General features: G+C 26.3%; 23 protein-coding genes and 1 pseudogene. 4 read left to right on the top strand and 20 right to left on the bottom strand.

What is annotated here, in order from left to right:
- Nucleotides 1-12: 12 nt before the first annotated feature.
- A complete protein-coding gene (locus tag A6P36_RS08075; protein WP_156507967.1) occupies nucleotides 13-153 on the bottom strand; it encodes a hypothetical protein in 141 nt (46 codons plus the stop codon).
- A 393-nt stretch (nucleotides 154-546) separates the two neighbouring features.
- Here A6P36_RS08075 and A6P36_RS03310 point away from each other — a divergent pair, with 393 nt between their 5' ends.
- Nucleotides 547-1,161, top strand: coding sequence for a hypothetical protein (locus A6P36_RS03310; protein WP_156507966.1), 615 nt, complete (start codon nucleotides 547-549; stop codon nucleotides 1,159-1,161).
- A gap of 19 nt (nucleotides 1,162-1,180) precedes the next feature.
- Here the strand turns inward: A6P36_RS03310 and A6P36_RS03305 are convergent, their stop codons facing one another.
- On the bottom strand, nucleotides 1,181-1,519 hold the full coding sequence (locus tag A6P36_RS03305; RefSeq protein ID WP_066760945.1) for a cytochrome C biogenesis protein: 339 nt from the start codon (nucleotides 1,517-1,519) through the stop codon (nucleotides 1,181-1,183).
- Between the two features lie 133 nt (nucleotides 1,520-1,652).
- Nucleotides 1,653-2,306, bottom strand: coding sequence for a fructose-6-phosphate aldolase (fsa, locus tag A6P36_RS03300; protein ID WP_066760943.1), 654 nt, complete (start codon nucleotides 2,304-2,306; stop codon nucleotides 1,653-1,655).
- A gap of 281 nt (nucleotides 2,307-2,587) precedes the next feature.
- Between fsa and A6P36_RS03295 the strand changes: the two genes are divergently transcribed.
- Together A6P36_RS03295 and A6P36_RS03290 are read left to right on the top strand one after the other, a co-directional pair.
- A complete protein-coding gene (locus A6P36_RS03295; protein WP_066760940.1) occupies nucleotides 2,588-3,439 on the top strand; it encodes a hypothetical protein in 852 nt (283 codons plus the stop codon).
- Nucleotides 3,440-4,218: 779 nt separating this feature from the next.
- The gene (locus A6P36_RS03290) at nucleotides 4,219-4,929 is read left to right on the top strand and encodes a hypothetical protein (protein WP_066760938.1); all 711 of its coding nucleotides are present in this window, start codon (nucleotides 4,219-4,221) and stop codon (nucleotides 4,927-4,929) included.
- A gap of 90 nt (nucleotides 4,930-5,019) precedes the next feature.
- Here A6P36_RS03290 and A6P36_RS03285 read toward each other — a convergent pair whose 3' ends face one another.
- The 17 genes and pseudogenes from A6P36_RS03285 to A6P36_RS03205 form a co-directional block, all read right to left on the bottom strand.
- Nucleotides 5,020-5,778, bottom strand: a complete 759-nt coding sequence (locus A6P36_RS03285) for a flagellar hook-basal body complex protein (RefSeq protein WP_066760937.1) — start codon at nucleotides 5,776-5,778, stop codon at nucleotides 5,020-5,022.
- A gap of 30 nt (nucleotides 5,779-5,808) precedes the next feature.
- Nucleotides 5,809-6,573, bottom strand: coding sequence for a flagellar hook-basal body complex protein (locus A6P36_RS03280; protein ID WP_066760935.1), 765 nt, complete (start codon nucleotides 6,571-6,573; stop codon nucleotides 5,809-5,811).
- 34 nt (nucleotides 6,574-6,607) lie between these two features.
- Nucleotides 6,608-6,880 carry a hypothetical protein gene (locus tag A6P36_RS03275; RefSeq protein ID WP_066760934.1) on the bottom strand — a complete coding sequence of 91 codons (273 nt, stop codon included), beginning with the start codon at nucleotides 6,878-6,880 and terminating at the stop codon, nucleotides 6,608-6,610.
- Between the two features lie 34 nt (nucleotides 6,881-6,914).
- Nucleotides 6,915-7,706, bottom strand: coding sequence for a FliA/WhiG family RNA polymerase sigma factor (locus A6P36_RS03270; protein ID WP_082917590.1), 792 nt, complete (start codon nucleotides 7,704-7,706; stop codon nucleotides 6,915-6,917).
- Nucleotides 7,707-7,755: 49 nt separating this feature from the next.
- Entirely contained in the window at nucleotides 7,756-8,490 is a 735-nt protein-coding gene (locus tag A6P36_RS03265) for a hypothetical protein (protein WP_066760933.1), read from the bottom strand.
- Entirely contained in the window at nucleotides 8,487-9,986 is a 1,500-nt protein-coding gene (gene flhF / locus A6P36_RS03260) for a flagellar biosynthesis protein FlhF (RefSeq protein WP_066760932.1), read from the bottom strand. Before flhF ends, A6P36_RS03265 begins: the two co-directional genes overlap by 4 nt.
- The gene (gene flhA, locus A6P36_RS03255) at nucleotides 9,976-12,069 is read right to left on the bottom strand and encodes a flagellar biosynthesis protein FlhA (RefSeq protein ID WP_066760931.1); all 2,094 of its coding nucleotides are present in this window, start codon (nucleotides 12,067-12,069) and stop codon (nucleotides 9,976-9,978) included. The genes flhF and flhA overlap by 11 nt, the downstream gene beginning before the upstream one ends.
- A 25-nt stretch (nucleotides 12,070-12,094) precedes the next feature.
- Nucleotides 12,095-13,921, bottom strand: a complete 1,827-nt coding sequence (gene flhB / locus A6P36_RS03250; protein ID WP_242861643.1) for a flagellar biosynthesis protein FlhB — start codon at nucleotides 13,919-13,921, stop codon at nucleotides 12,095-12,097.
- Nucleotides 13,922-13,933: 12 nt separating this feature from the next.
- Entirely contained in the window at nucleotides 13,934-14,206 is a 273-nt protein-coding gene (locus A6P36_RS03245; protein ID WP_066760928.1) for a flagellar biosynthetic protein FliQ, read from the bottom strand.
- Entirely contained in the window at nucleotides 14,206-14,946 is a 741-nt protein-coding gene (fliP, locus tag A6P36_RS03240; protein ID WP_066760926.1) for a flagellar type III secretion system pore protein FliP, read from the bottom strand. Before fliP ends, A6P36_RS03245 begins: the two co-directional genes overlap by 1 nt.
- Nucleotides 14,947-14,950: 4 nt before the next feature.
- Nucleotides 14,951-15,133, bottom strand: coding sequence for a hypothetical protein (locus A6P36_RS03235; protein ID WP_242861642.1), 183 nt, complete (start codon nucleotides 15,131-15,133; stop codon nucleotides 14,951-14,953).
- 116 nt (nucleotides 15,134-15,249) lie between these two features.
- Nucleotides 15,250-15,702, bottom strand: coding sequence for a flagellar basal body-associated FliL family protein (locus tag A6P36_RS03230; RefSeq protein WP_066760921.1), 453 nt, complete (start codon nucleotides 15,700-15,702; stop codon nucleotides 15,250-15,252).
- A 6-nt stretch (nucleotides 15,703-15,708) separates the two neighbouring features.
- Nucleotides 15,709-16,428, bottom strand: a complete 720-nt coding sequence (locus tag A6P36_RS03225; protein WP_066760919.1) for an OmpA/MotB family protein — start codon at nucleotides 16,426-16,428, stop codon at nucleotides 15,709-15,711.
- A gap of 18 nt (nucleotides 16,429-16,446) precedes the next feature.
- The gene (locus A6P36_RS03220) at nucleotides 16,447-17,244 is read right to left on the bottom strand and encodes a motility protein A (protein ID WP_066760916.1); all 798 of its coding nucleotides are present in this window, start codon (nucleotides 17,242-17,244) and stop codon (nucleotides 16,447-16,449) included.
- A gap of 132 nt (nucleotides 17,245-17,376) precedes the next feature.
- On the bottom strand, nucleotides 17,377-17,916 hold the full coding sequence (locus tag A6P36_RS03215) for a phosphohydrolase (protein WP_066760914.1): 540 nt from the start codon (nucleotides 17,914-17,916) through the stop codon (nucleotides 17,377-17,379).
- A gap of 100 nt (nucleotides 17,917-18,016) precedes the next feature.
- A pseudogene (gene hcp / locus A6P36_RS03210) lies at nucleotides 18,017-19,603 on the bottom strand (hydroxylamine reductase).
- A gap of 127 nt (nucleotides 19,604-19,730) precedes the next feature.
- On the bottom strand, nucleotides 19,731-20,813 hold the full coding sequence (locus tag A6P36_RS03205) for a type I restriction endonuclease (protein ID WP_066760908.1): 1,083 nt from the start codon (nucleotides 20,811-20,813) through the stop codon (nucleotides 19,731-19,733).
- A 190-nt stretch (nucleotides 20,814-21,003) separates the two neighbouring features.
- On the opposite strand from A6P36_RS03205, the gene A6P36_RS03200 reads away from it, so the two are divergent.
- The gene (locus A6P36_RS03200; protein ID WP_066760907.1) at nucleotides 21,004-21,657 is read left to right on the top strand and encodes a Crp/Fnr family transcriptional regulator; all 654 of its coding nucleotides are present in this window, start codon (nucleotides 21,004-21,006) and stop codon (nucleotides 21,655-21,657) included.
- Nucleotides 21,658-21,674: the final 17 nt, after the last annotated feature.

The following is a 21,674-nucleotide window of genomic DNA, read 5'->3' as shown; positions in this document are numbered from 1 at the left end:
AACTTTTTAAATTTAATTATTCTTATTAATTACAAGACTATTAATTGAAATCTTTTTATCAATATACATTAACAAAAATATAATTAAGATTAACATAATAACTTTTTCATACGATAGATTATCAAAAAAATTTTTCAAATCTATAAACTTCATATAAAAAACTCACCTTCTTCTTTCGTTTTACTTCCCATAATATAAATTTTAATTTTATTTGATATTGAACTTTTTATTAAAAAANNTATTTATTTACCTTTTATTTACACAATATTAAATATTTTGTTGTTATAAAATACTTCTTTTAGTATACTGGAATAAAAATCCTGTTTATAAAAATTGAGGTAATTTATGAAAATACAAAAATCAATATCTACTGGTTTATTATATTTAACGAAAATAAGTAGCTTCTTAACATTATTAAGTCCTATCGTTACAAAAGCTACTGTTGTAAAAAACCCTTCCAAATCTGTAAAATCTCTTATTGCTCTGTTTAATAATGGAGTTACTTCTACTACTGTAACAAAATCTCCTTTAGGAAACCTCGGTAACGTGAATGTGCAATCTTCAATTAATAAATTAACTTTATCTGATTTTCATTCTAATACTACTACAACAAAAACTCCATTAAGAAATAATTTAGGCAATTTAAGCGCACGATCCTCTATTGTCTCATTAAATTCAATTAGTAGTAATACATCATCAATATCTTCTTCAAAAGAAACTCTTCCTAACGTAAGTGTAGGATCTATAGTTTCTCGATTTGAGGCAGTTATCAAAAACTCTAATCAAACTACTTCACCACAAAAAAGTAAAACGCCAATTATAAAAAAGTATTCTACAAGTGAAGTTTTAAAGTTATCTAATGAAGTTCTAAATAAGCAAGGTTTCTTAGATGGTTTTAACAAAACAAATATATCCTTACCTAAGCTTAAATCACCTTTATCAGGTAATAATTTAGATAAAAATTTAAAAACTTTGCAAGAAAGAAAACGATATTTAAATTCAGTCCTAGTTGGATCAATGGCATCTAGAGGTATGATTTTTGAAAAAGAAACTGCTCCACAACAACCAAAGAAAGACCCTTATTCTAATATTAGTCCATTTATGAGATCATTACTGATTTCTAAAGGTATGATTCATGGAGAAAATAATAATCAACAATAAAAAAGGAAGATTAAAATTTTTAATCTTCCAAATTTTCAATATTTAAAATTGGTATAGCATTTATTAAAGGCTCATCATATGGATGAACTTTTTTTATGGCTTCAATAACTTTTTCCAAATCTTTTCTATTACATATAGTTTCGATTTTATTTTCTAACACTTCACAAAGCTCATTTTCAAGACCTAAATATGGATTCGAACCTTTAAGCGGTCTAAACATTCCTCTAACCTTTGTAACACAAACACAATTATCATAATTTCCAACTTTACCTATTCCGATTTCATTCAATACTTCTCTTATTTTATCAGTAAAATTATACGGCACATATACTTCAACTTTAAACATTTCAAATTGCATAAAATAACCCCTATCGTATCGTAAAATAAATTATAAATACTTACACAAATTAATTTTACCAAGAAATCACAACATTTATTAAGTAAATTTTTAAAAATAAAAAGAGATACAACCGTATCTCTTTAAAATATTTTTACTCACCAAATACAGCCTTATAATCTTCAGCAAACTTTTCGATTCCAGAACTTGTAAGAGGATGATTCATCATCTGTTTAATAACTGAAAAAGGAACTGTTGCAATATGTGCACCTGCTAAAGCACATTGTGTAACATGAATAGGATTTCTAACACTTGCTGCAATTATCTCTGTATCTATTCCATGTATATCAAAAATAGCTGCAACTTCTTCTATAAGTTTAACACCATTTACAGAAATATCATCAAGTCTTCCAAGAAAAGGTGATACATAATGAGCACCAGCTCTCGCTGCAAGAAGTGCTTGATTTGGAGTAAATATGAGAGTAACATTAACTTTTATACCCTCTTTTGAAAGTATTTTAGTTGCTGCAAGTCCCTCTTCTGTCATAGGAATTTTTACAACCATATTAGGATGTATCTTAGCTATTTCTCTACCTTCTTCAACCATTTTTTGAGCGTCTACTGTAGTTGCTTTAACTTCACCACTTATAGGTCCATCTACGATTTCTGTTATTTCTTTTATTACTTGTCCAAAATCTCTTCCTTCTTTTGCAATAAGTGAAGGATTTGTTGTAACTCCACATATAACTCCTGTTCTTTCAGCTCTTTTAATATCCTCAATATTAGCTGTATCTATAAAAAATTTCATATTATTAAACCTCCTTATTTTTATGTTTTCTTAATTTTAACACTAAATACAAATTTTTTACACAAATTATTGTTTAAAATTTGCAAACGATATCTTAAATAAAATTTGATTCACTTATAAAAATTTTTAAAAATTAAAATGACTAAATAAAAAACAAAAAATAAAACTAAATTTATCCATTAATAAATAGCTTTATTAATTTTTTATTAATATTTTATTGATTTTTAATTTATTAATAAATAAAATTTAAATTAAAATTATTTAAAGGAGATTGCCTTGCCATGAAAATTAAAAATTCAAAACATAACTATATAAAATTTAAACACAATTACATTCTATTGAGTTCAATTACTTCGTGTATTGTTATATTTAGTTCCACTTCAGCTCAAGCAATGTTTAAAACATCTAAAAATTTATCAGGAAATTATGGAGGAAATGTTAAAAGACTTATTAAATTTTTTGAAAGTGCTGGTACTAGTACTCCATCAACTAATCTACCTAAAACATCATCAATTCCAAAAACAGATTCTAAAATTAAAACACAAACAAGTTCTTTAACAAAACCCTCGACTAATGGAAAAACATATGTATCAAAATTATCTATACAAATATCAGGTAAATCCTCAACCTCTACTCTTACAAATAATCAAAACAATAATTCTACTATTATCAAAAACACTAAATCTCCAATCAAGACTGCTAAATCTGATGATATCTTTGGTATTTATACTTCTGGTTCTACAAACTTCCTTAAAAATGATAAAATAGCTAATTCTGCCGATAAATTTAAATCAATATATAGTTCTATTACAGCTACAACTTCTTCTAAATCAAATTCTAAAAATAATACATCTTCATCTAGTACTTCATTTAAATTGGATCTTAAAGTTGGAGGTAATCCTAAGTTAAAACCTCTAACTTATTCTAAAAAAGGATTAGAAGACTTAGAAAGTCAAATTAAGGTTTTTACAGCATCGATAATCAAAGAAAATCTTCCTAAAGGTTCTTCAGGTAAAGTTGAATTAAAATTTGATAAAAAATTAGGTCAAGAATTAAATTTAGTTTTATCAAGATTCGTATATAAATCTTCTATGGATTCTATACAAGGATATCTTAATGGTAATAACAATTAAACATAAATAATTTTTCTATTAATATTTAAGATTTATCACTAATATCCTAAACAAAACCAATTTAATATTATTCATAATTTTCTTATTAAAGAGAGTATCGATATAGATTATTTTATCAATAAAAAACATACCTTGATAAAACTTATACAAGGATAAATTATACTCTCTTATATAATTCCGTTTATAAACAAACCTGATTTCACAAAAACAATATTCATAATAGATCCACAAAGAGTATCTTCTACATTAACAACTACAAATCATTTAACTCAAATGTTAAATCACTATTTGAATATTAAAAAATATATTCACATCAAACATTTTCTGAAATTTTTGCACCAAAGTTACCAACTATAATTGCTAAATCCAATATTTTTAATTTATANNTATGCTCCTTCAAAATTTTAAAAAATACAAATAAAAATATAAAATCTATATTAAAAAACAAAAGTTAGATCAATAATAAATCAAAATCTTCCACCTAAATTTCCTAAAACACAATTTATCAAAAATACACCTTGACAGAAAAAATAAATAAACAATTAATCCAATCACCAAATAATTTTAACATTTTCAACTATCAAAATTTTAAACTCAATAAATGAACGATCATAAACTTAAAAATAAAATTCTTATAATTGTAATTATATTGTTTAAATTATTTTAATTTTTTATTAATAAATGGTTGATTTTTTAATTTAAAAATGGTTACAATTTAATAACTATTATAAATTTTAATAATTTTTTTTAAATTACATTTTTGAAAGGACAGATTAATTATGAATCACTTTAGTAATAAAAAATTTAATTTAATAAAATTTGGAAAAAGTGCAATTACAATTGGTTCATTAACTTTACCAGTATTAATTTCAACAAATGCAAATTCAATGATTAGGAATCCAAGGAGTGCTTCTATGTTTATTAAATTAGGTGGTGGAACTTCTTCATCTTCAGTAAAGACTGCAAATACTCTTAAAACTACAACTACTTCTTCAACTAGTACTGGTAATACTACTACTCCAAAATCAAATCTTTCTGGCGAATCTTATAGAAAAATGGCTATCATAAATACTGGTAAATCTTCATCAACTATAGCCTCTCGTATTATGTCTCTCCAATCTTCCAATATTTCTACTACCTCATCAACTTCTACTCCACTTCCTATCCCTAAAGGAACTGTTGCTAATTTAGCAGATAGATTTAGTGGTAATAGTACTGCTTTAGCTACTCTTTCTTCAGGTTTTAGCACTCAGTCTTCTCCTACCGGAAATGTTAAAACTTTAACTCAAAGATTCATTAATTCTTCAACAAGTACTCCTTCTCATACAAATTCTGGAAAAACTTCTGCTCCTTCTGGAACAGGAAATGTTGCTCGTTTATCTCAAAGATTCGCTTCTTCTTCAACAAGCACTAATTCTTCTTCAGGTTCTAATCAACCTTCCACTCCTACTGGAAATGTTGCTCGTATTAGAAAAATGTTTGATAGCTAAAATACTTACTTAAAAAACAAAAGAGAAAACCAAATTTACCAATAAAATTTAATTTAATTGGTAAAAGTTTTCTCTTTAAAAATATTTTAATTATCTAATATTATTTAACATTGACCACATTTCATCAGCTGTTGTAACACCTTTACTTGCCATTTGGTACGCTCTCTGAGCTAAAATCATATCACTCATTTCTTCTCCAACATCAACATTTGACATTTCCAAATGACCTTGATAAAAATTTGCTTCAACTTGAAACATAATAACATTTTCATCAATTGGAACAAATTTATTATCACCTTTTGAAATTAATGAACCACCACCAACTGTATCATATAAATTAATTCTTCCAATTTCTTTTCCATCAGAAGTTGATACAAATCCATTTTTATCAATAACAACATTTGTATTTGTTAGTCCTGTATTTGCTGGATTAATTCCTTCATTATAAGAAACCTCTATTAAATTTCCATCTTTATCAGTTAATCTACCAAATATATCAACATTCAATGCACCACTTCTTGTATATGCAACTTCTCCATTTGCATCTGTAATTTTAAAAAATCCAGCTCCATCAATGGCCACATCAGTATTTTGTCCCGTAAGTTGAAGCGAACCTTGTGTTTTATTTCTCGTTACTCCTGTATTTTTTACACCATTTCCTATAAGAGCATTATTTTCAGATGTTGGAATACCATTTGTATTTAAATCTCTATAAAACAAACTTGAAAATGAACTATCTATTTTTTTATATCCATGAGTGTTAACATTGACCATATTATTAGAAATTATATCAAGTTTTTGTTGCTGAGCAATCATACCACTTTTACTATTATTTAAAATAAAAAACATAATTAATCCTCCAGCAATAACAACTTTAATTTAAACTTTTCCAATCTCATTTGCTGATATTCTCAAACTATCATCTAAATAATTTAAAACCTTCATACTACTTTCATAACTTCTCAAAATATTTGTTAAATTTACCATTTCTTCTGCAGGATCAACTTCAGAAATTTCAAGAACTCTATTTTGTACTCGCGCAGTTAACATTTCAAGCGCATTATCTTCTGATGAATATAAATTATCTGATATCTTTTTTAAATTTTTATAATCTCCAAAATTTGAAATCCTCATCTTATAAACTGGAACACCATTTACATTTATATTATTTAAAGAATCAACTGAAACTTCTGTAGCTCCTGCCAAATTTATAGGCTCATAATTACCAGTATTTACATTAGTCCCCATAACAGAAGCTCCATTTGAAGTTACTAAATTCCCTTGCACATCAATAATAAAAGAACCATCTCGTGTATAATATTCTTGTCCACCTTGAGTAACTGTAAAAAAACCAGGACCATTTAAAGCAAAATCCGTAATTTTTTCTGTTTGCTTTAATGTTCCTTGAGTAAATTTTGTTATTGTTGAATCTATTTTACTTCCTATAGACATTTCACCCAAATTCTTAAAACTTTTTGAAGAACTATCCTTATTTGAGAGCATTACTTTATCAAATTGAGAAATTATAAGTTCATCTGGTTTAAATCCTGGAGTATTTATATTTGTAAGGTTATTTGTAACAACTCCCTGTTTTGCTTCAAGAGTTATAAGACTAGAAATTGCTGTATACATTCCTCTAATCATAAATTCACCTCTCAATAGAGAGAAAACATATTTTTTAAATTTTATTGTTTGATATGTCTTTTCTCAAATCATTCAACTCTAATTTTAACGATTCTATTTCTTTTTGTATTTCAAAAATTGTTTCCCCAAATTCATGCCTAAATGAAATTAAATCAGATTTATCAATATTATTTTCAAAATCTGATTTATCCATAAAAATATTAAATTTTGAGTTTCTCTCAAATATTTTCTTACTCATGTTTGGAGATATTTTAAAAAAATAAATACAAACTATAGCTGTAATAACCATAGATAAAAATATTGTCACTACGTCCTTCCCCTTCTACTCTTATTGTTTTGTTTTAAACATTCTCATAATCATATTTTTTCATTATTGATTTGAGATTCTTAAGCGCTCTATTATGAATTTGACATACTCTTGATTCTGACACTTCTAATATTTTTCCTATTTCTTTAAGAGTCATACCTTTTATATAGTAATAATAAATAACTTTTTTATCTTTATCTTTGAGATTATTAATAGCTTTTCCCAAATATTTTACTAGTTCTTTAGATTCAAGAACTCCTTCAGGGCTTGGACTCGTAGTATCCTTAATTGTACTCATTAATGACATGTTGTCATCATCAGAAAAAACTATACTTTCAAGTGAAGTTTTTGAAATATAATTTATATAATTTTCAATTGTACCTATTTCATCAATAGATAAATGCAAATAATCTGCAATATCTTGTACACTTGGTTCTCTCATTAAAACATTTCTCAAAGTTTCTATTGCATTGTTGTATTTATTCAACTTGTCCATAATTCCTTTAGAAACTGGGCTATTTTTTCGTATTTCATCTATCATAGCACCTTTTATTCGAATGGATGCATAAGTTGAAAATTTCATTCCCTTACTTCCATCAAACTTACTAACAGCATCCATTAATCCAACCATACCGTATCCAACCAAATCTTCAAATTCAATATACTTTGATTTCCCAGAAATTACTTTCGAGGCAATATATTTTACTATGGGGATATAATTTTCAACAATTATTTCATCCCTATCATCTAAATCATTATCGCTTGTACTATTTTCTATATCTTTTACTTCAATACTCTCCTTAGCTTTAGTGACTCCTGCTACCATAATAATTTCCTCCTAAGTTTTAAAAACATTCCCCCAATTAAAAAATTTTTTAATTTAAAATATTAAGTATGAAATCAAAAAAATTTGAATTTTTACCATTTTCTTTTGTCATACTACTTAAATAAATTTTCTCACCAGTTTTATACAATTCGATATTAGAAAACTCTTTCAATATCAAATCCAATATTTTAACATCTATCTTACAGATATTTTTAACATTCTTTTTAAAATTCTCAAAATATTTTTGCCAGTCTAAATCTTCATTATTATTGATTAAGACTACATCAATTTTTTCGCCACATAATTTTTCATCATGAAAGTTTGAAACAATTTTTTTAAAACTTTCCTCACTAGTATCTGCTAAAATCAAAATATTATCACTAATTTTTAAAATTTTAGAAATAAATTTTTTAAAAATATTTGTTGCGTCAATAATTATAAAGTTCAAATCCTTAAATTCACCATCATTCATAACACTAGATGTCCTCAAAATTTCTTGATTATATTTACTTTTAAAAATATCTTCACTGAAAATATTTTGTCCAAATAAATATTTAATGTTATTGTTAACAATAGTAATCGATTTCAAATCATTATTATCATTTTCATTATCTTTAAAAACAATAACCTCTTCATTTTTAAATCTCATATTTTCAACAAGTTTACCCAAAAAAATATTGTCTTCCTTAATAGTACAATCTATCAATGAGACAACTCTTAAAGTCTTTTGAAGAGAATCTCTCTTCAAAAGACTCATTAATAAATTTAATTGATTTGCAATCATAACTCCTCTTCTCCTAAGATCATATCTAAAATTTCATTCTTATTCGCTTTCTTTATATCAAGAGGAACATCTTGACCAATTGTCAAAAAACTTATAGGAATTGAAGTTTTATAACAAATATTAACAAGCATTCCGAAACTATTTGTTTCATCCAACTTAGTTACAATAACATTTGTAAATTTTATTCCTTTAAATGAATTTATAAAAAGATCTACATCTTGCTCTTTCATTCCAGCACTAACAACTAAACTAACATCATTAGACTGTATAGATTGAACAAACATACTAAGCTCATTTAATTGAATAATATTTTTATTCCCTCTACCTATAGTATCAACTAAAATTACATCACAAGCTTTCATATCATCAAAAACACTTCTTATATCATTAAGTGTCATTACTGATTTATATGGAATGTTCATAATATCTGCATACATTTTTAATTGTTCAACAGCTCCAACCCTAAATGTATCTATTGTAACCATCCCAACTCTTTTATTTAAATTCAGCGAAAGCATACCTGCAAGTTTTGCAACAGTCGTAGTCTTCCCGGATCCTGTTGGTCCAACTACAACAAATTTATTTGAAACATCATTTTCATAAATTTTTATTATATTTGAAAAAACATCTCTCAAATATTTTTTAACAATCTTTTCATTTCTTAATTCTTCACTTGTAAGTGTACAATTTGATTTAATTTCTTCACAAAGTTCTTTACAAATATCATGCTTATGTAAAATTTCATCTAAACAATTTAGTGGTGAAGCACTATTATTATTTACAAGTCCTTTTACAATATCTTTAATTTCTTGAAGTTCCTTTTTCAACTCTTGACTATTTTCATTTTGAATTTCAGGTTTTAGAATATTAAATTTATCAACTTGATTTACATAATTTAAATTTTCATTTAAATCATCTGGATACTTGTTAACCAAACGATTTGAAAATTGATCTAAATTCAAATCAATAATAGAACTTGAATTTCTATTTTGTCCTTCTCTTCTCAAATTTTCAATTTGAAAATTATTTTGATTAGGAATAGCTTCTTTCGATAAGTCTTGATAATTTTGATTAAATGATTCATTATTGAAATTGTTAAACATCTTCTGCTTTTCTTCAAAAAGTTTATTGTAATAACTCATTGACTTTGATTTATCATTTTGAGAATAACTATTTTGCGCATATGAACCCAAAAATTGTTGTTTAACATCGTTGTTACTTAAAATCGAATTATTTAAATCAGCTTGTGGTTGATTAACTGATGAACTTAATACACCACCTTGAACTTCTTCATTAGGTAAGTATTTATTCTCAGATAAATTTTCTTTATTTATAAGTCCAACTGTAACCTCAAGCTTCTTATTAGAAAAAAATCCTTTTACTCCAGGTTCCCTAACCATTTTTTGACTTATGATATAAGCATCATCTCCTAATTCATGCTTTATACGAAACAATGCTTCATTTATATTGTCTACTAAATACTTCCTAATTATCATTTATCTCTACCATCCTATCATTTATTATCTGAATATCTGGCGTTATTTCATTTAGAGAAATTACAAATAAATCTCCAAACACTAACTCTGTAAATTTTTTAAATGCTGGCCTTATACGTGGAGAAACAAGAATTACTGGCTGACTATAATTAAACTGAACTCTTTTTATAGTGTAACTTATTGCTTCAAATACTTTTCTTGATAAATTTGGCTCCAAAGCTATAAAACTACCTTGTGTAGATTTTTGAATGCTTTTTGTTAATAATTCCTCAAGCTTAGGACTCAAAGTAACTACAACAATCTTTTTATCTTCATAAATAAACATACTTGAAATTACCCTATTAAGAGCAAATCTAACATGTTCTGTTAAAACTTCTACATCTTTAGTAAGCCTAGAATTATCCGCTAAACTTTCAAATATTGTTACCAAGTCTTTAATTGGAATTCTTTCTTTAAGCAAATTTTGTAAAACTTTTTGTACTTCCCCTACACTCATCAAATCAGGTACAAGTTCTTCTACAACAGTTGGATATTTTTCTTTCAATGTATCTATAATTTCTTTTGTTTCTTGTCTTCCCAATAATTCGTACGCTTTATTTTTTATTGTTTCAGTTACATGTGTAACAATTATCGTAGTAGGATCAACTACTGTTAATCCTAAAAGCTCCGCTTCTTCTCTTTGAGATTTATTAATCCATTTAGCATCTAAACCAAATGTAGGATCCTTTGTTGTAAGTCCTTGAATCCCATCTAATCCCTCATTTGAAGTAGAAATAGCCATAAGCATATTAGGAATAACCTCTACTTTAATCACTATTGTTCCCCGAATTTTAAGCACATATTCATTACTTTTAAGTTGTAAATTATCTCTTATTCGTATAGGTTTTAAAATTAATCCAAGTTCTAATGCTGTTTGTCTTCTAATAGATGCAATTCTATTTAATAAATCTCCTCCATTTTTTTCATCAGCTAAAGGAATTAATCCATATCCAATTTCTAACTCAATTGGTTCTATTAAAACTAATTTGTTTACATTCTCAGGCTCACGCTGAAGTTCTGCTTCAGCTTCTGCCTCTTTTTGTAATAATTCTTCTTGAGAATCTTTACTTTGAGTGTCGTCATTCTTTAATAAAACAATTGACCCTCCTCCAGTTAAAAGTGCCAAAATCAAAAAAGGTAATGTTGGAAGTCCGGGTATTAATGCAAGAATTCCTAAAATTCCTGATGCTGTCAATAAAACAATTGGAAAAGCTGAAAATTGATTTGTAAGAGAACGACTTAAATTTGTGTCTTCACCTGATCTAGTTACAATTATTCCTGATGCTGTTGATATTAAAAGTGCTGGAATTTGTGATACTAATCCATCACCAACCGTTAAACGTACATATGTAGAAGCTGCTTCTCCAATTTCCATTCCAAGCATCATTGATCCAATAACAATTCCAGCTATAACATTTATAAGAGTTACTATAATACCAGCAATTGCATCTCCTTTAACAAACTTTGAAGCTCCATCCATTGATCCATAAAAATCTGCTTCTAATTGAAGATTCTTTCTTCTTTTTTTTGCCTCTTCTTCTGTTATAATTCCAGAATTTAAATCAGCATCAATACTCATTTGTTTTCCTGGCATAGCATCTAATGTAAATCTTGCTGAAACTTCTGATACCCTACCTGCTCCATTTGTTATAACCAAAAATTGTATTATAACTATGATTAAAAATATAATTATTCCAACTACATAATTTCCACCTATAACAAAATTTCCGAAAGCTTCAATTATACTTCCTCCATCTGCCTCAGACAAAATAAGTCTCGTAGATGAAACATTTATTGCTAATCTAAAAAGCGTTGTTACCAATAAAACGCTTGGAAAAATTGAAAATTGTAAAACCTCTGTAGCAAATATTGTTATAAGAAGAATAACAACAGAAACTGTTATATTCACAGCTATTAATATATCTAAAAAAAATGATGGCATAGGAATAATTATCATAAGTACAATGCCAATTATCCCAGCTGCCACAGCAACGTCTACTATATCTTTTTTCTTTAATCCACCTAAAGCCTTTGCATTTTCCAATTAAAATAATTCCTTCCTAAATGTTTTATAATCGTTTATTATTGAGTTTGAAAATATAAGTTAAAATATCTGCAACCGCCTTATATATTTCTTGAGGAATTTCCTCCTCAAGTTCAACATTTTTATATATAAATCTTGCTAAATATTTATCTTCTACTATAGGCACATTATTTTCTTGTGCTATTTCTTTAATTCTATACGCCATATGATTAATTCCTTTAGCCACAAGTCTTGGAGCTGAATCTTTTCCTTGCTTATATCTAAGTGCAACAGATATATGTGTAGGATTTGTTATTATAACTGACGAATCTTTAACATTTGACATTATATTTTGCATTATTATCTGTTTAGCTCTTTGTTTTATCTGCGCTTTAACTTCAGGATCACCTTCCATTTGTTTAAACTCTTCTTTAACTTCTTGCTTTGTCATCTTTAATTTCTTCTTATAACGAAATTTTTCAATTGCAAAATCTACTATTCCAATTACACCAACTATCATAAATATTTTTAAAAAGATAGACATGAACAAAGGGACAATTGAAGAAAATGAATATTTAATTCTGAAATTTGAAATCCTGAAAAACTCTTCGATATTATCCAAAATGAATTTGTATGATATGTAACACAAAATTGCTATAACAATCGAATCTCTAAATAAATCAAACAACGCCTTAATACTGAAAATATTTTTTATATTACTTATTGGGTTTAAATCTCTAAAACTTGGTTTTAATGATTTAGGGGTAATTAAAAATCCAGTTTGAACAATATTTGAGATTATAGCAAGAACTACAAAAACAATACTTGGAACAATTATAAGCATCAATGATTTGAAAACTACAGACTTGAAAATATCAACAACATCATAAGGACCATAATTATACGCAACACCATCTCTTAAAAAATGTATCAAAATATTTTTAAATTCATTTAAAATAAATCCTCCCATCATAATAATTATTACAATTCCTACAAGTGAAATCGCTGAAATTAAAAATGCAGATTTTGCAACATTTCCTTCTTCTCTTGTCTTTTTAATTTTCTGCGGAGTTGGCTCTTCAGTTTTATCATCAGAAAATACAAACAAAACGGGAGCAAATGAAAAAATTCTAAAAATCAAATCATTAAAATCAACATAAAGACTTAAAAATTTATTGAAAATAATTTTAACACTAATGATTAACAATCCAACTGTAACAACAATTTTAAATGGAAAACTAATAACTATAATATTTATTTTGGGAATTATTCTAGATATTATTCCTAAAATGACATCTACAAATATAAGCACAATTATTATTGGAACTATAATCATAAATGAGGATCTAAAAATTATAAACGTTGTATTAACAAAACTATCCAAAAGATTACTTGTAAAATTCAAATCACCAATTTTTATTTTGTCATAACTAAATATAAATGCCCTTATAAAATAATGATGTCCATTTAAAATTATAAATACGCTCAATGAAATCCAATAAAAAAACTTTTCAATAACACTAGAATTATTATTTGTCATAGGATCAAATATTTGTGCTGATGAAAATCCACCTTGAGAATCTAATATTGAACCAATTCCACTAAATAATTGAAATAATAAATTTACGAAAATTCCAATTAATATTCCTATAATAACTTCTGAAAAAATTAAAAAAATATACTGTACTTCATTTTGTACAGTAATTTTTATATCTGGAGCTATTATTGAAAATAAAATTAACGAAAAAGCAAATGAAAAAATAATTTTAAAAATATTATTTATTCCTTTTGGAAAAAAAACTGGAGAAACTACAATAAAAGAACTAACTCTTATCATTATAAGTAATAAAATTTTGAAATCTAAATCATACATCAAAATTCTCACCTAACCAGTTGTAATTTTTTGAATTATGTCAAATAGTACATTTGTAAAAATAGTTATCTGCTTTATTATAAATGGAGCAAGTAAAATACTCATAATTCCCATTATCAAAACTTTTGGTACAAACGTAAGACTTTGATCATTTAAATGAGTAACCGCCTGAATTATACTTATAATTACTCCAATTATCATTGTAACTATTAAAAATGGCATTGATATTTTAAATCCAACAATTAAAGCTTTTTTCATAACTGAAATTGCTAAGTTTTGACTCATTAAACTCCCCCAAAACTTAAAAATATTGATTTAATAACAAGCTTCCAACCATCAACAAGAACAATTAAAAGTATTTTAAATGGAAGAGAAATTATAGCCGGTGATACCATCATCATTCCCATCGCCATCAAAATACTAGCAATAACCATATCAATAACCAAAAATGGAATAAATATCAAAAAACCAATTTGAAAAGATGTTTTAATTTCACTTAATGCAAACGCTGGCATAAGTGTAGTCATTGGAACAGCAATCGCCGTAACTTCTCCTTCATATTTTGAAAGCTCTATAAACAAATCCAAATCATCTTTCCTTGTTTGAGTAAACATAAATTCTTTTAATGGAATAACTCCTTTGTCATACGCTTCTTTTGTTGAAATCTCTTTATTTATGTATGGAACTATCGCTTCATTATTAATTCTTTGCCCTACAGGAAACATTATAAAAAATGTAAGCATAATAGAAAGTCCAATTAAAACTACACTAGGCACAGCGTTTTGTAAACCAGAAGCATTTTTCAAAAATGCAAATGTAACAACTATTCTTGTAAAACTTGTTGTCATTATTATTAACATTGGTAAAACCGTTAACAATGTTAAAAAAATCATAAGTTCAATGTTCTTATTAATAAAACCTTCCATACCTTCATTGGAAAAAATAGTTGAAGCATTTACCTTAAAACAAACAACAATAATGATTAAAAATGTTATAAATATTATCCTGCTAAAAATTTTTTTCATAGAACTACTCCTTTTTAGGTAGCACGCTCTTCTTGGAATTTAAATAACTACATACTTGACTTTCATCCAAATTTTCAATTATTTTAAAATCATTTTGAGTAGAAGAACATAAATAATATTTTTCCATTATTTTTACAATTAAAATATGGTTATCTTTAGATAAAGAAATTTTACAAATAATTTTCATCAATTTACTTTGGATATCAATATTTCTAAAATTAATTTTTATATATACAAAGATGAGCAACACTAAAATTAAAATAAGTGCAAATACATTCATAACAAATTTACCTATGTATCAAACTAATGAATCAATAAATTTGTGAAATAAACAGATATTATTTCATTATCTTCGAGTATTAAATTAATTTTTTCTTTTATTTCTTGCTTTATCATTTCAATTCCCTGATTACTTTCTATATCATCCACTGTTTTTTCTTTAAAGATAGCTATAATTCCATCTTTTATTTTGTATATATTTGAATTTATATCTTCCAAAATATCTTTATCTTTTGAGTTGTATGTAATAGCTAAACCAAATTTTATATATCTCTTTAAAGATGGATCATTTATATTAACTACAACTTCTTCTAGAGTTAAAACTTCTTCAACATTTTTTTGCTCTGCTGCTCCACCATTAGAATTTTTACTTATAATTAAAAATCCAACAACTCCACCAGCAACTATCACGATTAATAATAAAATAATTATTATTAGCATTCCTTTATTGGATTTTTTCCCATTATCTTTCGCCATTAAACATCACCCTTCTGACTTATTTAAAATTAAAATATTAACACGTCTATTTTTAGCTTTATTTTCTGCAGTATCATTTGAAACAATTGGTCTAAATTCTCCGTATCCTTGAGCTGAAATTCTAACAGGATTAACATTAGCATTTTCAACTAAAAATCTTGTAACAACAACAGCCCTTGCCGTTGACAATTCCCAGTTACTCGAAAACATATAAGTGTTTATTGGAACATTGTCCGTATGTCCTTCTATGATAATTTGATTATCTATTTCATTTAAAACTCCAGCAATATCTATTAAAAGTTCTTTACTTTCTGCTTTTAAATCCGCTCTTCCCGATTGAAAAAGTAAAGAGTCAACAAGAACAACTGATACTCCTCGCTCAACTTTTTCTACAGAAACATAATCTTGAAGCTCCTTTTGGTGAATAAGATCTTTTAAAGTATTTAATAACGTTTCATTAATTTCATTTTCTTGATTTTGATCCAATTGATCCTCGTTATTCATCAAAATATCTTCTCCAACACTCTCTCCTAAAATAGGATTATTTCCACCACCATTAAAAACATTGTTAAAAGCTGTAGTGAGTTGAGCCTCTTTTTTCTCATCTATTGTAGACATTGAAAAAAGCAATATAAAAAACACCATAAGCAAGGTCATAGCATCCGAAAAAGTTACCATCCATTCAGGAGCGCCTCCCCCTTGCTCTTCTTCCTTCTTCTTTGGCATAATAAATTCACCTCAAAATTAATTTCTCTTCGCATTCTTCATATTTGTTTCTAAAACTGTTTTCTCTTGTTCAGTTAAATATGTACTTAAAATTTCTTGTATCATTTTGGGCGTATATCCAGCTCTTATACATTTTATTGCCTTATACTCAAGCATTATATAATCTATACTTTTTGAAATATTAAGAGAAATTTTATCAGCAATCGGAAGTAATATTAAATTCGCAGCAATAGCTCCATAAAGAGTTGTTATAAGTGCAACCGCCATACCTGCAACAAGTTTAGTTATATCTTCCATATTTCCAAGGAGCTGAATAAGTCCAACTAATGTACCAATCATTCCGAATGCTGGTGCATATGCTCCCCATTGTTTAAAAAATTTAACTCCTTGTTTCATTCTCTCTTCATGATTTTCAATTTCACTTTCCAATATAGCAATTAATGTATCTTCTTCTGCTCCATCAACAATAAGTTTTATACCTTGCTTTAAAAAAGGATCTTCCATTTTTTCAATTTCACTTTCTAATGAAAGCATTCCCTCTTTTCTTGCTTTTTTAGAAATATTTATAATTTCTTCAATAAAAGATATTTTATCTCTGTTAGTGTCTTGAGTAACGATTGTCATATATTTACCGATACTCTTAATTTCATTCATAGAAAAACTAACTAAAAGTGCAGCGAAAGATCCACCTATTACAATTACAAATGATTTTACATCAATAAATGCCATAAGAGAGGTTCCCCCTCCACTCATTGCATATAAAAGCATTGCAACACCGACAACAATACCAATTAAACTTAAATTATCTTTTTTCATCAGCTTCACTTCCTTGAAAATGTAATTGTTATAGTATTAGTATTGTTATAAGATTTTATTATATTCAATTTGTGGATATGGAATTATTTCCAATATTATTAACAAAAAAAGTGCATACAATTACGTATGCACTTAAAATTTATTGAAACTTTTAAATATTTCTAAAAATTCTCTTTCTACTTCTTCAAAATCTCTTTTTGAAAAATCAAATTTTGCATTACATTCACAATGAAAATCTTCTCTAGTAACTCCCATTAATTCTATAAATTCAAAATGTAATATACAATCGTCTATATCGCCAATAAATTTAATTTCATTTTCATTTAAATCTTCTCCAAGAAATTTTCTGTATATTTTATCTTGAATATTTTTTTCAATCACTCTATACTCAGATAAATTTTTCTTAACTGGTCGTGTTATATCTGAAATATAAGCTTCGCTTGCATCATGTAAAAGACATGCAAGTTGAACTTTTTTTGAATAATTTCTTGCAAATGCTTCTTTATAACAATTTATAGAATGCTGTGCAACTGAATAAAAATATTTATAGTGTCCATTAGCTCGAGTCATCAAAGAAAGCGCATGAGAAATATCATTAATATCTATATCTTCAATTTTAGGATCTAATGGGCAAAACTTTTTTCCTGAATATGTGTGTATATAATCTTTCATAAATTTCTTCCTCCACTATAATTTTCAAATTTAATTATATCATTTTAAATTTAAATTTACATAAAAATAGAGAGACTTCCTAAAGTCTCTCCAAAAATTTTTAAATAGTTGAAATATTAAATTTTTCTACCAAGAAATTTTTAATATTTGGTGATAAAAACGCTGGAAGTGTTGGTCCTAATTTTATATTTTTTACTCCCAAATATAAAAGTGCTAATAAAACAATAACTGCCTTTTGTTCATACCATGCAATATCATATTTTATTGGTAACTCATTAATATCTTTTAAATTAAATATTTCTTTTAATTTTAAAGCAATACGCACCAAAGAATAAGAATCATTACATTGTCCAGCATCTAATATTCTAGGAATTCCATTTATATCTCCAAGTTCCAATTTATTATATCTATACTTTGCACATCCAGCTGTTAAAATTACAGAATCCTTCGGAAGATTTTTTGCTTTCTCTGTATAATATTCTCTCGATTTCATTCTTCCATCACATCCAGCCATAACTACAAACTCTTTTATGTTTCCATTTTTTATATTTTCAACAACTTTATCTATAAGAATACTTACTTGATTGTGAGCAAATCCCCCAATAATTTTTCCACTCTCTATCTCAGTTGGTGATTTTAATTTTTTTGCCATATTAATGACTTCACTAAAATCTTTTTTACCATTTTCATCTTTTTCAATATGTTTACATCCTGTATATCCTGCTGATCCAGTTGTAAAAATTCTATTTTTTATTTCCTCATCTTTAGGAGGAACAATACAATTAGTTGTAAATACTATTGGACCATTGAAAGTTTTAAATTCTTCTAACTGTTTGTGCCAAGCATTCCCATAGTTACCATACAAGTTTTCATACTTTTTAAAATACGGATAAAAATGTGCAGGAAGCATTTCACTATGAGTATAAACATCAACTCCTGTTCCTTTTGTTTGTTCAAGTAATTCTTCTAAATCACTTAAATCATGTCTTGAAATTAAAATTGCAGGATTATTTCTAGTTCCAATATTAACTTGTGTTATTTCTGGATGGCCATATTTATCTGTATTAGCTTTATCCAAAAGTTCCATTGCTTTAACTCCAAATTCACCAGTTTCAAGAGTTAAATTTATTAACTCATCAACTGTTGTTTCAGAATCTAAAATTTTATCTAATGCTCTATAAATAAATTCATAAATTTCATAATTTTCACTATTTAAATTAAGTGCATGATTAGTATAAGCCGCCATTCCTTTTATTCCATAAACAATCATTTATTTAAGAGAACGTATATCCTCATTTTTTTCACTTAAAATTCCAATTTTTTCAGCTTTCTCTAAAATTTTTTCCTTTGTTATATTTTCACACTCACAATTACATGAACCTTTAAGCTCACGTTTTATTGATATATTTTTTTTAATTTGTGCAATTATTGCGTCCTCATCAAAATTTGCATTTGTAATACTCATAAAAAGAGATCTTAAAACAGCATGATTAATATAATCTATTTCTTTAACATCTATTTTTTTATCAATAATTATTTTTGCAATACTTTTTAATGTAAATCCTAAAAAATCCAATAATTTTGCTACATTTTCATTTTTACCACACACACCAACAACAGTACAACCAATTCCTCTTGAAGCTTCTTGACATTGATAACAAAGCATATTACCACCATCTTTAATCATTACAATTACACCAACTTCCTAAAATATGTAATACATAGATTATAAACTCTAAAAATAAAATGAAGGTGTAACACCTGTTACACCTTTACATTTAATTAATATTAATCCTATAAAATCTTAAAGATTTCTATACATGAGTTTTATCTAGATACTTGTCTAGAGATTTCAATAATTCATTTTTATACTTATATATATCACTTATATTATCTATATAATATCTAACTTCCCTTTTATCTTCATCAGATATAGCTATGCTCTTCTTTGACGAATTAAAATATAATCTACACACCCATTTCCTAATATTAGATTGATATAATATTCCAAAATATCTTTCTACATCTTTATATCCTATATCCTCAACACTAACAAGTTCTGATAATATACTCCTTACTATATTAAAACCTTCTAATTCCTCTTCAGTAGTAACAACTTTATTATCAACCAATATATCTTCATTTTCTAACTCATCTATATTTACATCTTCATTTTCATCATTCTTACTATTATTTAATATACTCTTTATTTTATCATTCATAAAATCATTAACAAACTGGTACATAGATTTTTTAACTATTGGCTTAAATTTATCTATAACACTTGTCGTCTTCGACCCAGTAAAAAAATCACTAATTATAAATTTAACAAACTCACTTGATGGATTATTTAGCTGATCTGTTAACTGCTTAGTTATCAAATTCGTATACTTTAGCTCTGATGCAGCATTAAATATTGTATCTATATCAAAATTATCTTTTGTAAATTTTTTCAACTCAGATATATGTAATTCATTTAAATCTAATAAATTTATCTCCAAAAAGGGTTGCTCGTCCATTTTATTAGATTCCTCTAAGTCCGTAAAAAACTTATATATTATACCATTGGTTAATATTGCAAATTTAGACTCTGTAGCTATAAAGTATCTAAATAATTGTGCATCATGATTAGTCAAAGTATCTTTTACACTCTTACACTCTATGAGAATAACTGGTTTTCCATCATTCATTATTGCGTAATCTACTTTCTCACCTTTTTTAGTTCCTACATCAGCCACATACTCTGGTACAAATTCCATTGGATTAAAGACATCATAATCTAACAAACTAAAAAATGGCATAACTAAAGCTGTCTTTGTTGCTTCTTCTGTTAATAAATTATCCCTCATAATCTCTATTTTTTTCGCATGTTGTCTTAACTTATCTATAAAATCCATTATACTTTGCCTCCAAATATCATTATTATCAAATCATCTATAATTAATAATTCACAAATTTTATTATATATTATGATTATATAAATTTCATTAAAAACATTGAGTCTCAATTTAGTTGTTCTAAATATCACTAAATAGTATAATCAACAATAATCGCCAAGTAATTAAACTTCTATATAAGGAGAAAATTATGATAATTAAAAACTTACTAGAAACCAATTTATTTAAAGGATGTAATTATGAAAATATAAAATCAATTATCAATGAAAATTATATTAACATAACAAAATATAAGAAAAATTCCATAATAGTTCAAGAGTATGAAGAATGTGTACATATAAGCATAACAATAAAAGGCTCTTTATATATAAATCAACTTCTTGAAAATGGAGATACTCTACGCATAAGATTGTATAAAGAAAATGATGCTTTTGGATGTGCCTTATTTGGAAGTAACAACAAAAATTATCCATTTTCACTTATTTCATATGAAGATACAGAAATAATACATATACCCTTTAATCAAATAAACTCTCTTTTAATAGGTGATAAAATTTTTATGATGAACTTTATAAAAATGCTTTCAAACAACATTACTTCCCTTAAAGATAAAATAAAAATCTTAAGTTTGAAAAGTATTCGAGATAAACTTCTCTACTATTTATCAAAAAATACAAAAAATGGTATAACTCATATGAATCATACCAAAACAGAAATATCAAAAATTTTAGGAATTGCACGCGGCTCTATATCAAGAGAACTTAAAAAAATGGAACAAGAAAATATTATACAATTCATAGATAAAAAAACTTTGAAAATACTCACTAATAATTTAAACATTTAAAATTCCTTTTTATTTGT

The sequence above is a fragment of the Candidatus Arthromitus sp. SFB-turkey genome (assembly GCF_001655775.1).
Classification (GTDB): Bacteria; Bacillota; Clostridia; order Clostridiales; family Clostridiaceae; genus Dwaynesavagella; species Dwaynesavagella gallinarum.
Note: the sequence above shows the minus strand (reverse complement) of the source record. Positions and strands in the feature narration are given on the sequence as shown.

Coding starts and splice junctions, on each gene's coding strand:
- A6P36_RS08075 (WP_156507967.1), bottom strand. CDS start 153: ATGAAGTTTATAGATTTGAAAAATTTTTTTGATAATCTATCGTATGAA.
- A6P36_RS03305 (WP_066760945.1), bottom strand. CDS start 1,519: ATGCAATTTGAAATGTTTAAAGTTGAAGTATATGTGCCGTATAATTTT.
- fsa (WP_066760943.1), bottom strand. CDS start 2,306: ATGAAATTTTTTATAGATACAGCTAATATTGAGGATATTAAAAGAGCT.
- A6P36_RS03295 (WP_066760940.1), top strand. CDS start 2,588: ATGAAAATTAAAAATTCAAAACATAACTATATAAAATTTAAACACAAT.
- A6P36_RS03290 (WP_066760938.1), top strand. CDS start 4,219: ATGAATCACTTTAGTAATAAAAAATTTAATTTAATAAAATTTGGAAAA.
- A6P36_RS03285 (WP_066760937.1), bottom strand. CDS start 5,778: ATGTTTTTTATTTTAAATAATAGTAAAAGTGGTATGATTGCTCAGCAA.
- A6P36_RS03280 (WP_066760935.1), bottom strand. CDS start 6,573: ATGATTAGAGGAATGTATACAGCAATTTCTAGTCTTATAACTCTTGAA.
- A6P36_RS03270 (WP_082917590.1), bottom strand. CDS start 7,706: ATGGTAGCAGGAGTCACTAAAGCTAAGGAGAGTATTGAAGTAAAAGAT.
- A6P36_RS03265 (WP_066760933.1), bottom strand. CDS start 8,490: ATGATTGCAAATCAATTAAATTTATTAATGAGTCTTTTGAAGAGAGAT.
- flhF (WP_066760932.1), bottom strand. CDS start 9,986: ATGATAATTAGGAAGTATTTAGTAGACAATATAAATGAAGCATTGTTT.
- flhB (WP_242861643.1), bottom strand. CDS start 13,921: ATGTATGATTTAGATTTCAAAATTTTATTACTTATAATGATAAGAGTT.
- A6P36_RS03245 (WP_066760928.1), bottom strand. CDS start 14,206: ATGAGTCAAAACTTAGCAATTTCAGTTATGAAAAAAGCTTTAATTGTT.
- fliP (WP_066760926.1), bottom strand. CDS start 14,946: ATGAAAAAAATTTTTAGCAGGATAATATTTATAACATTTTTAATCATT.
- A6P36_RS03235 (WP_242861642.1), bottom strand. CDS start 15,133: ATGAAAATTATTTGTAAAATTTCTTTATCTAAAGATAACCATATTTTA.
- A6P36_RS03230 (WP_066760921.1), bottom strand. CDS start 15,702: ATGGCGAAAGATAATGGGAAAAAATCCAATAAAGGAATGCTAATAATA.
- A6P36_RS03225 (WP_066760919.1), bottom strand. CDS start 16,428: ATGCCAAAGAAGAAGGAAGAAGAGCAAGGGGGAGGCGCTCCTGAATGG.
- A6P36_RS03220 (WP_066760916.1), bottom strand. CDS start 17,244: ATGAAAAAAGATAATTTAAGTTTAATTGGTATTGTTGTCGGTGTTGCA.
- A6P36_RS03215 (WP_066760914.1), bottom strand. CDS start 17,916: ATGAAAGATTATATACACACATATTCAGGAAAAAAGTTTTGCCCATTA.
- A6P36_RS03205 (WP_066760908.1), bottom strand. CDS start 20,813: ATGGATTTTATAGATAAGTTAAGACAACATGCGAAAAAAATAGAGATT.
- A6P36_RS03200 (WP_066760907.1), top strand. CDS start 21,004: ATGATAATTAAAAACTTACTAGAAACCAATTTATTTAAAGGATGTAAT.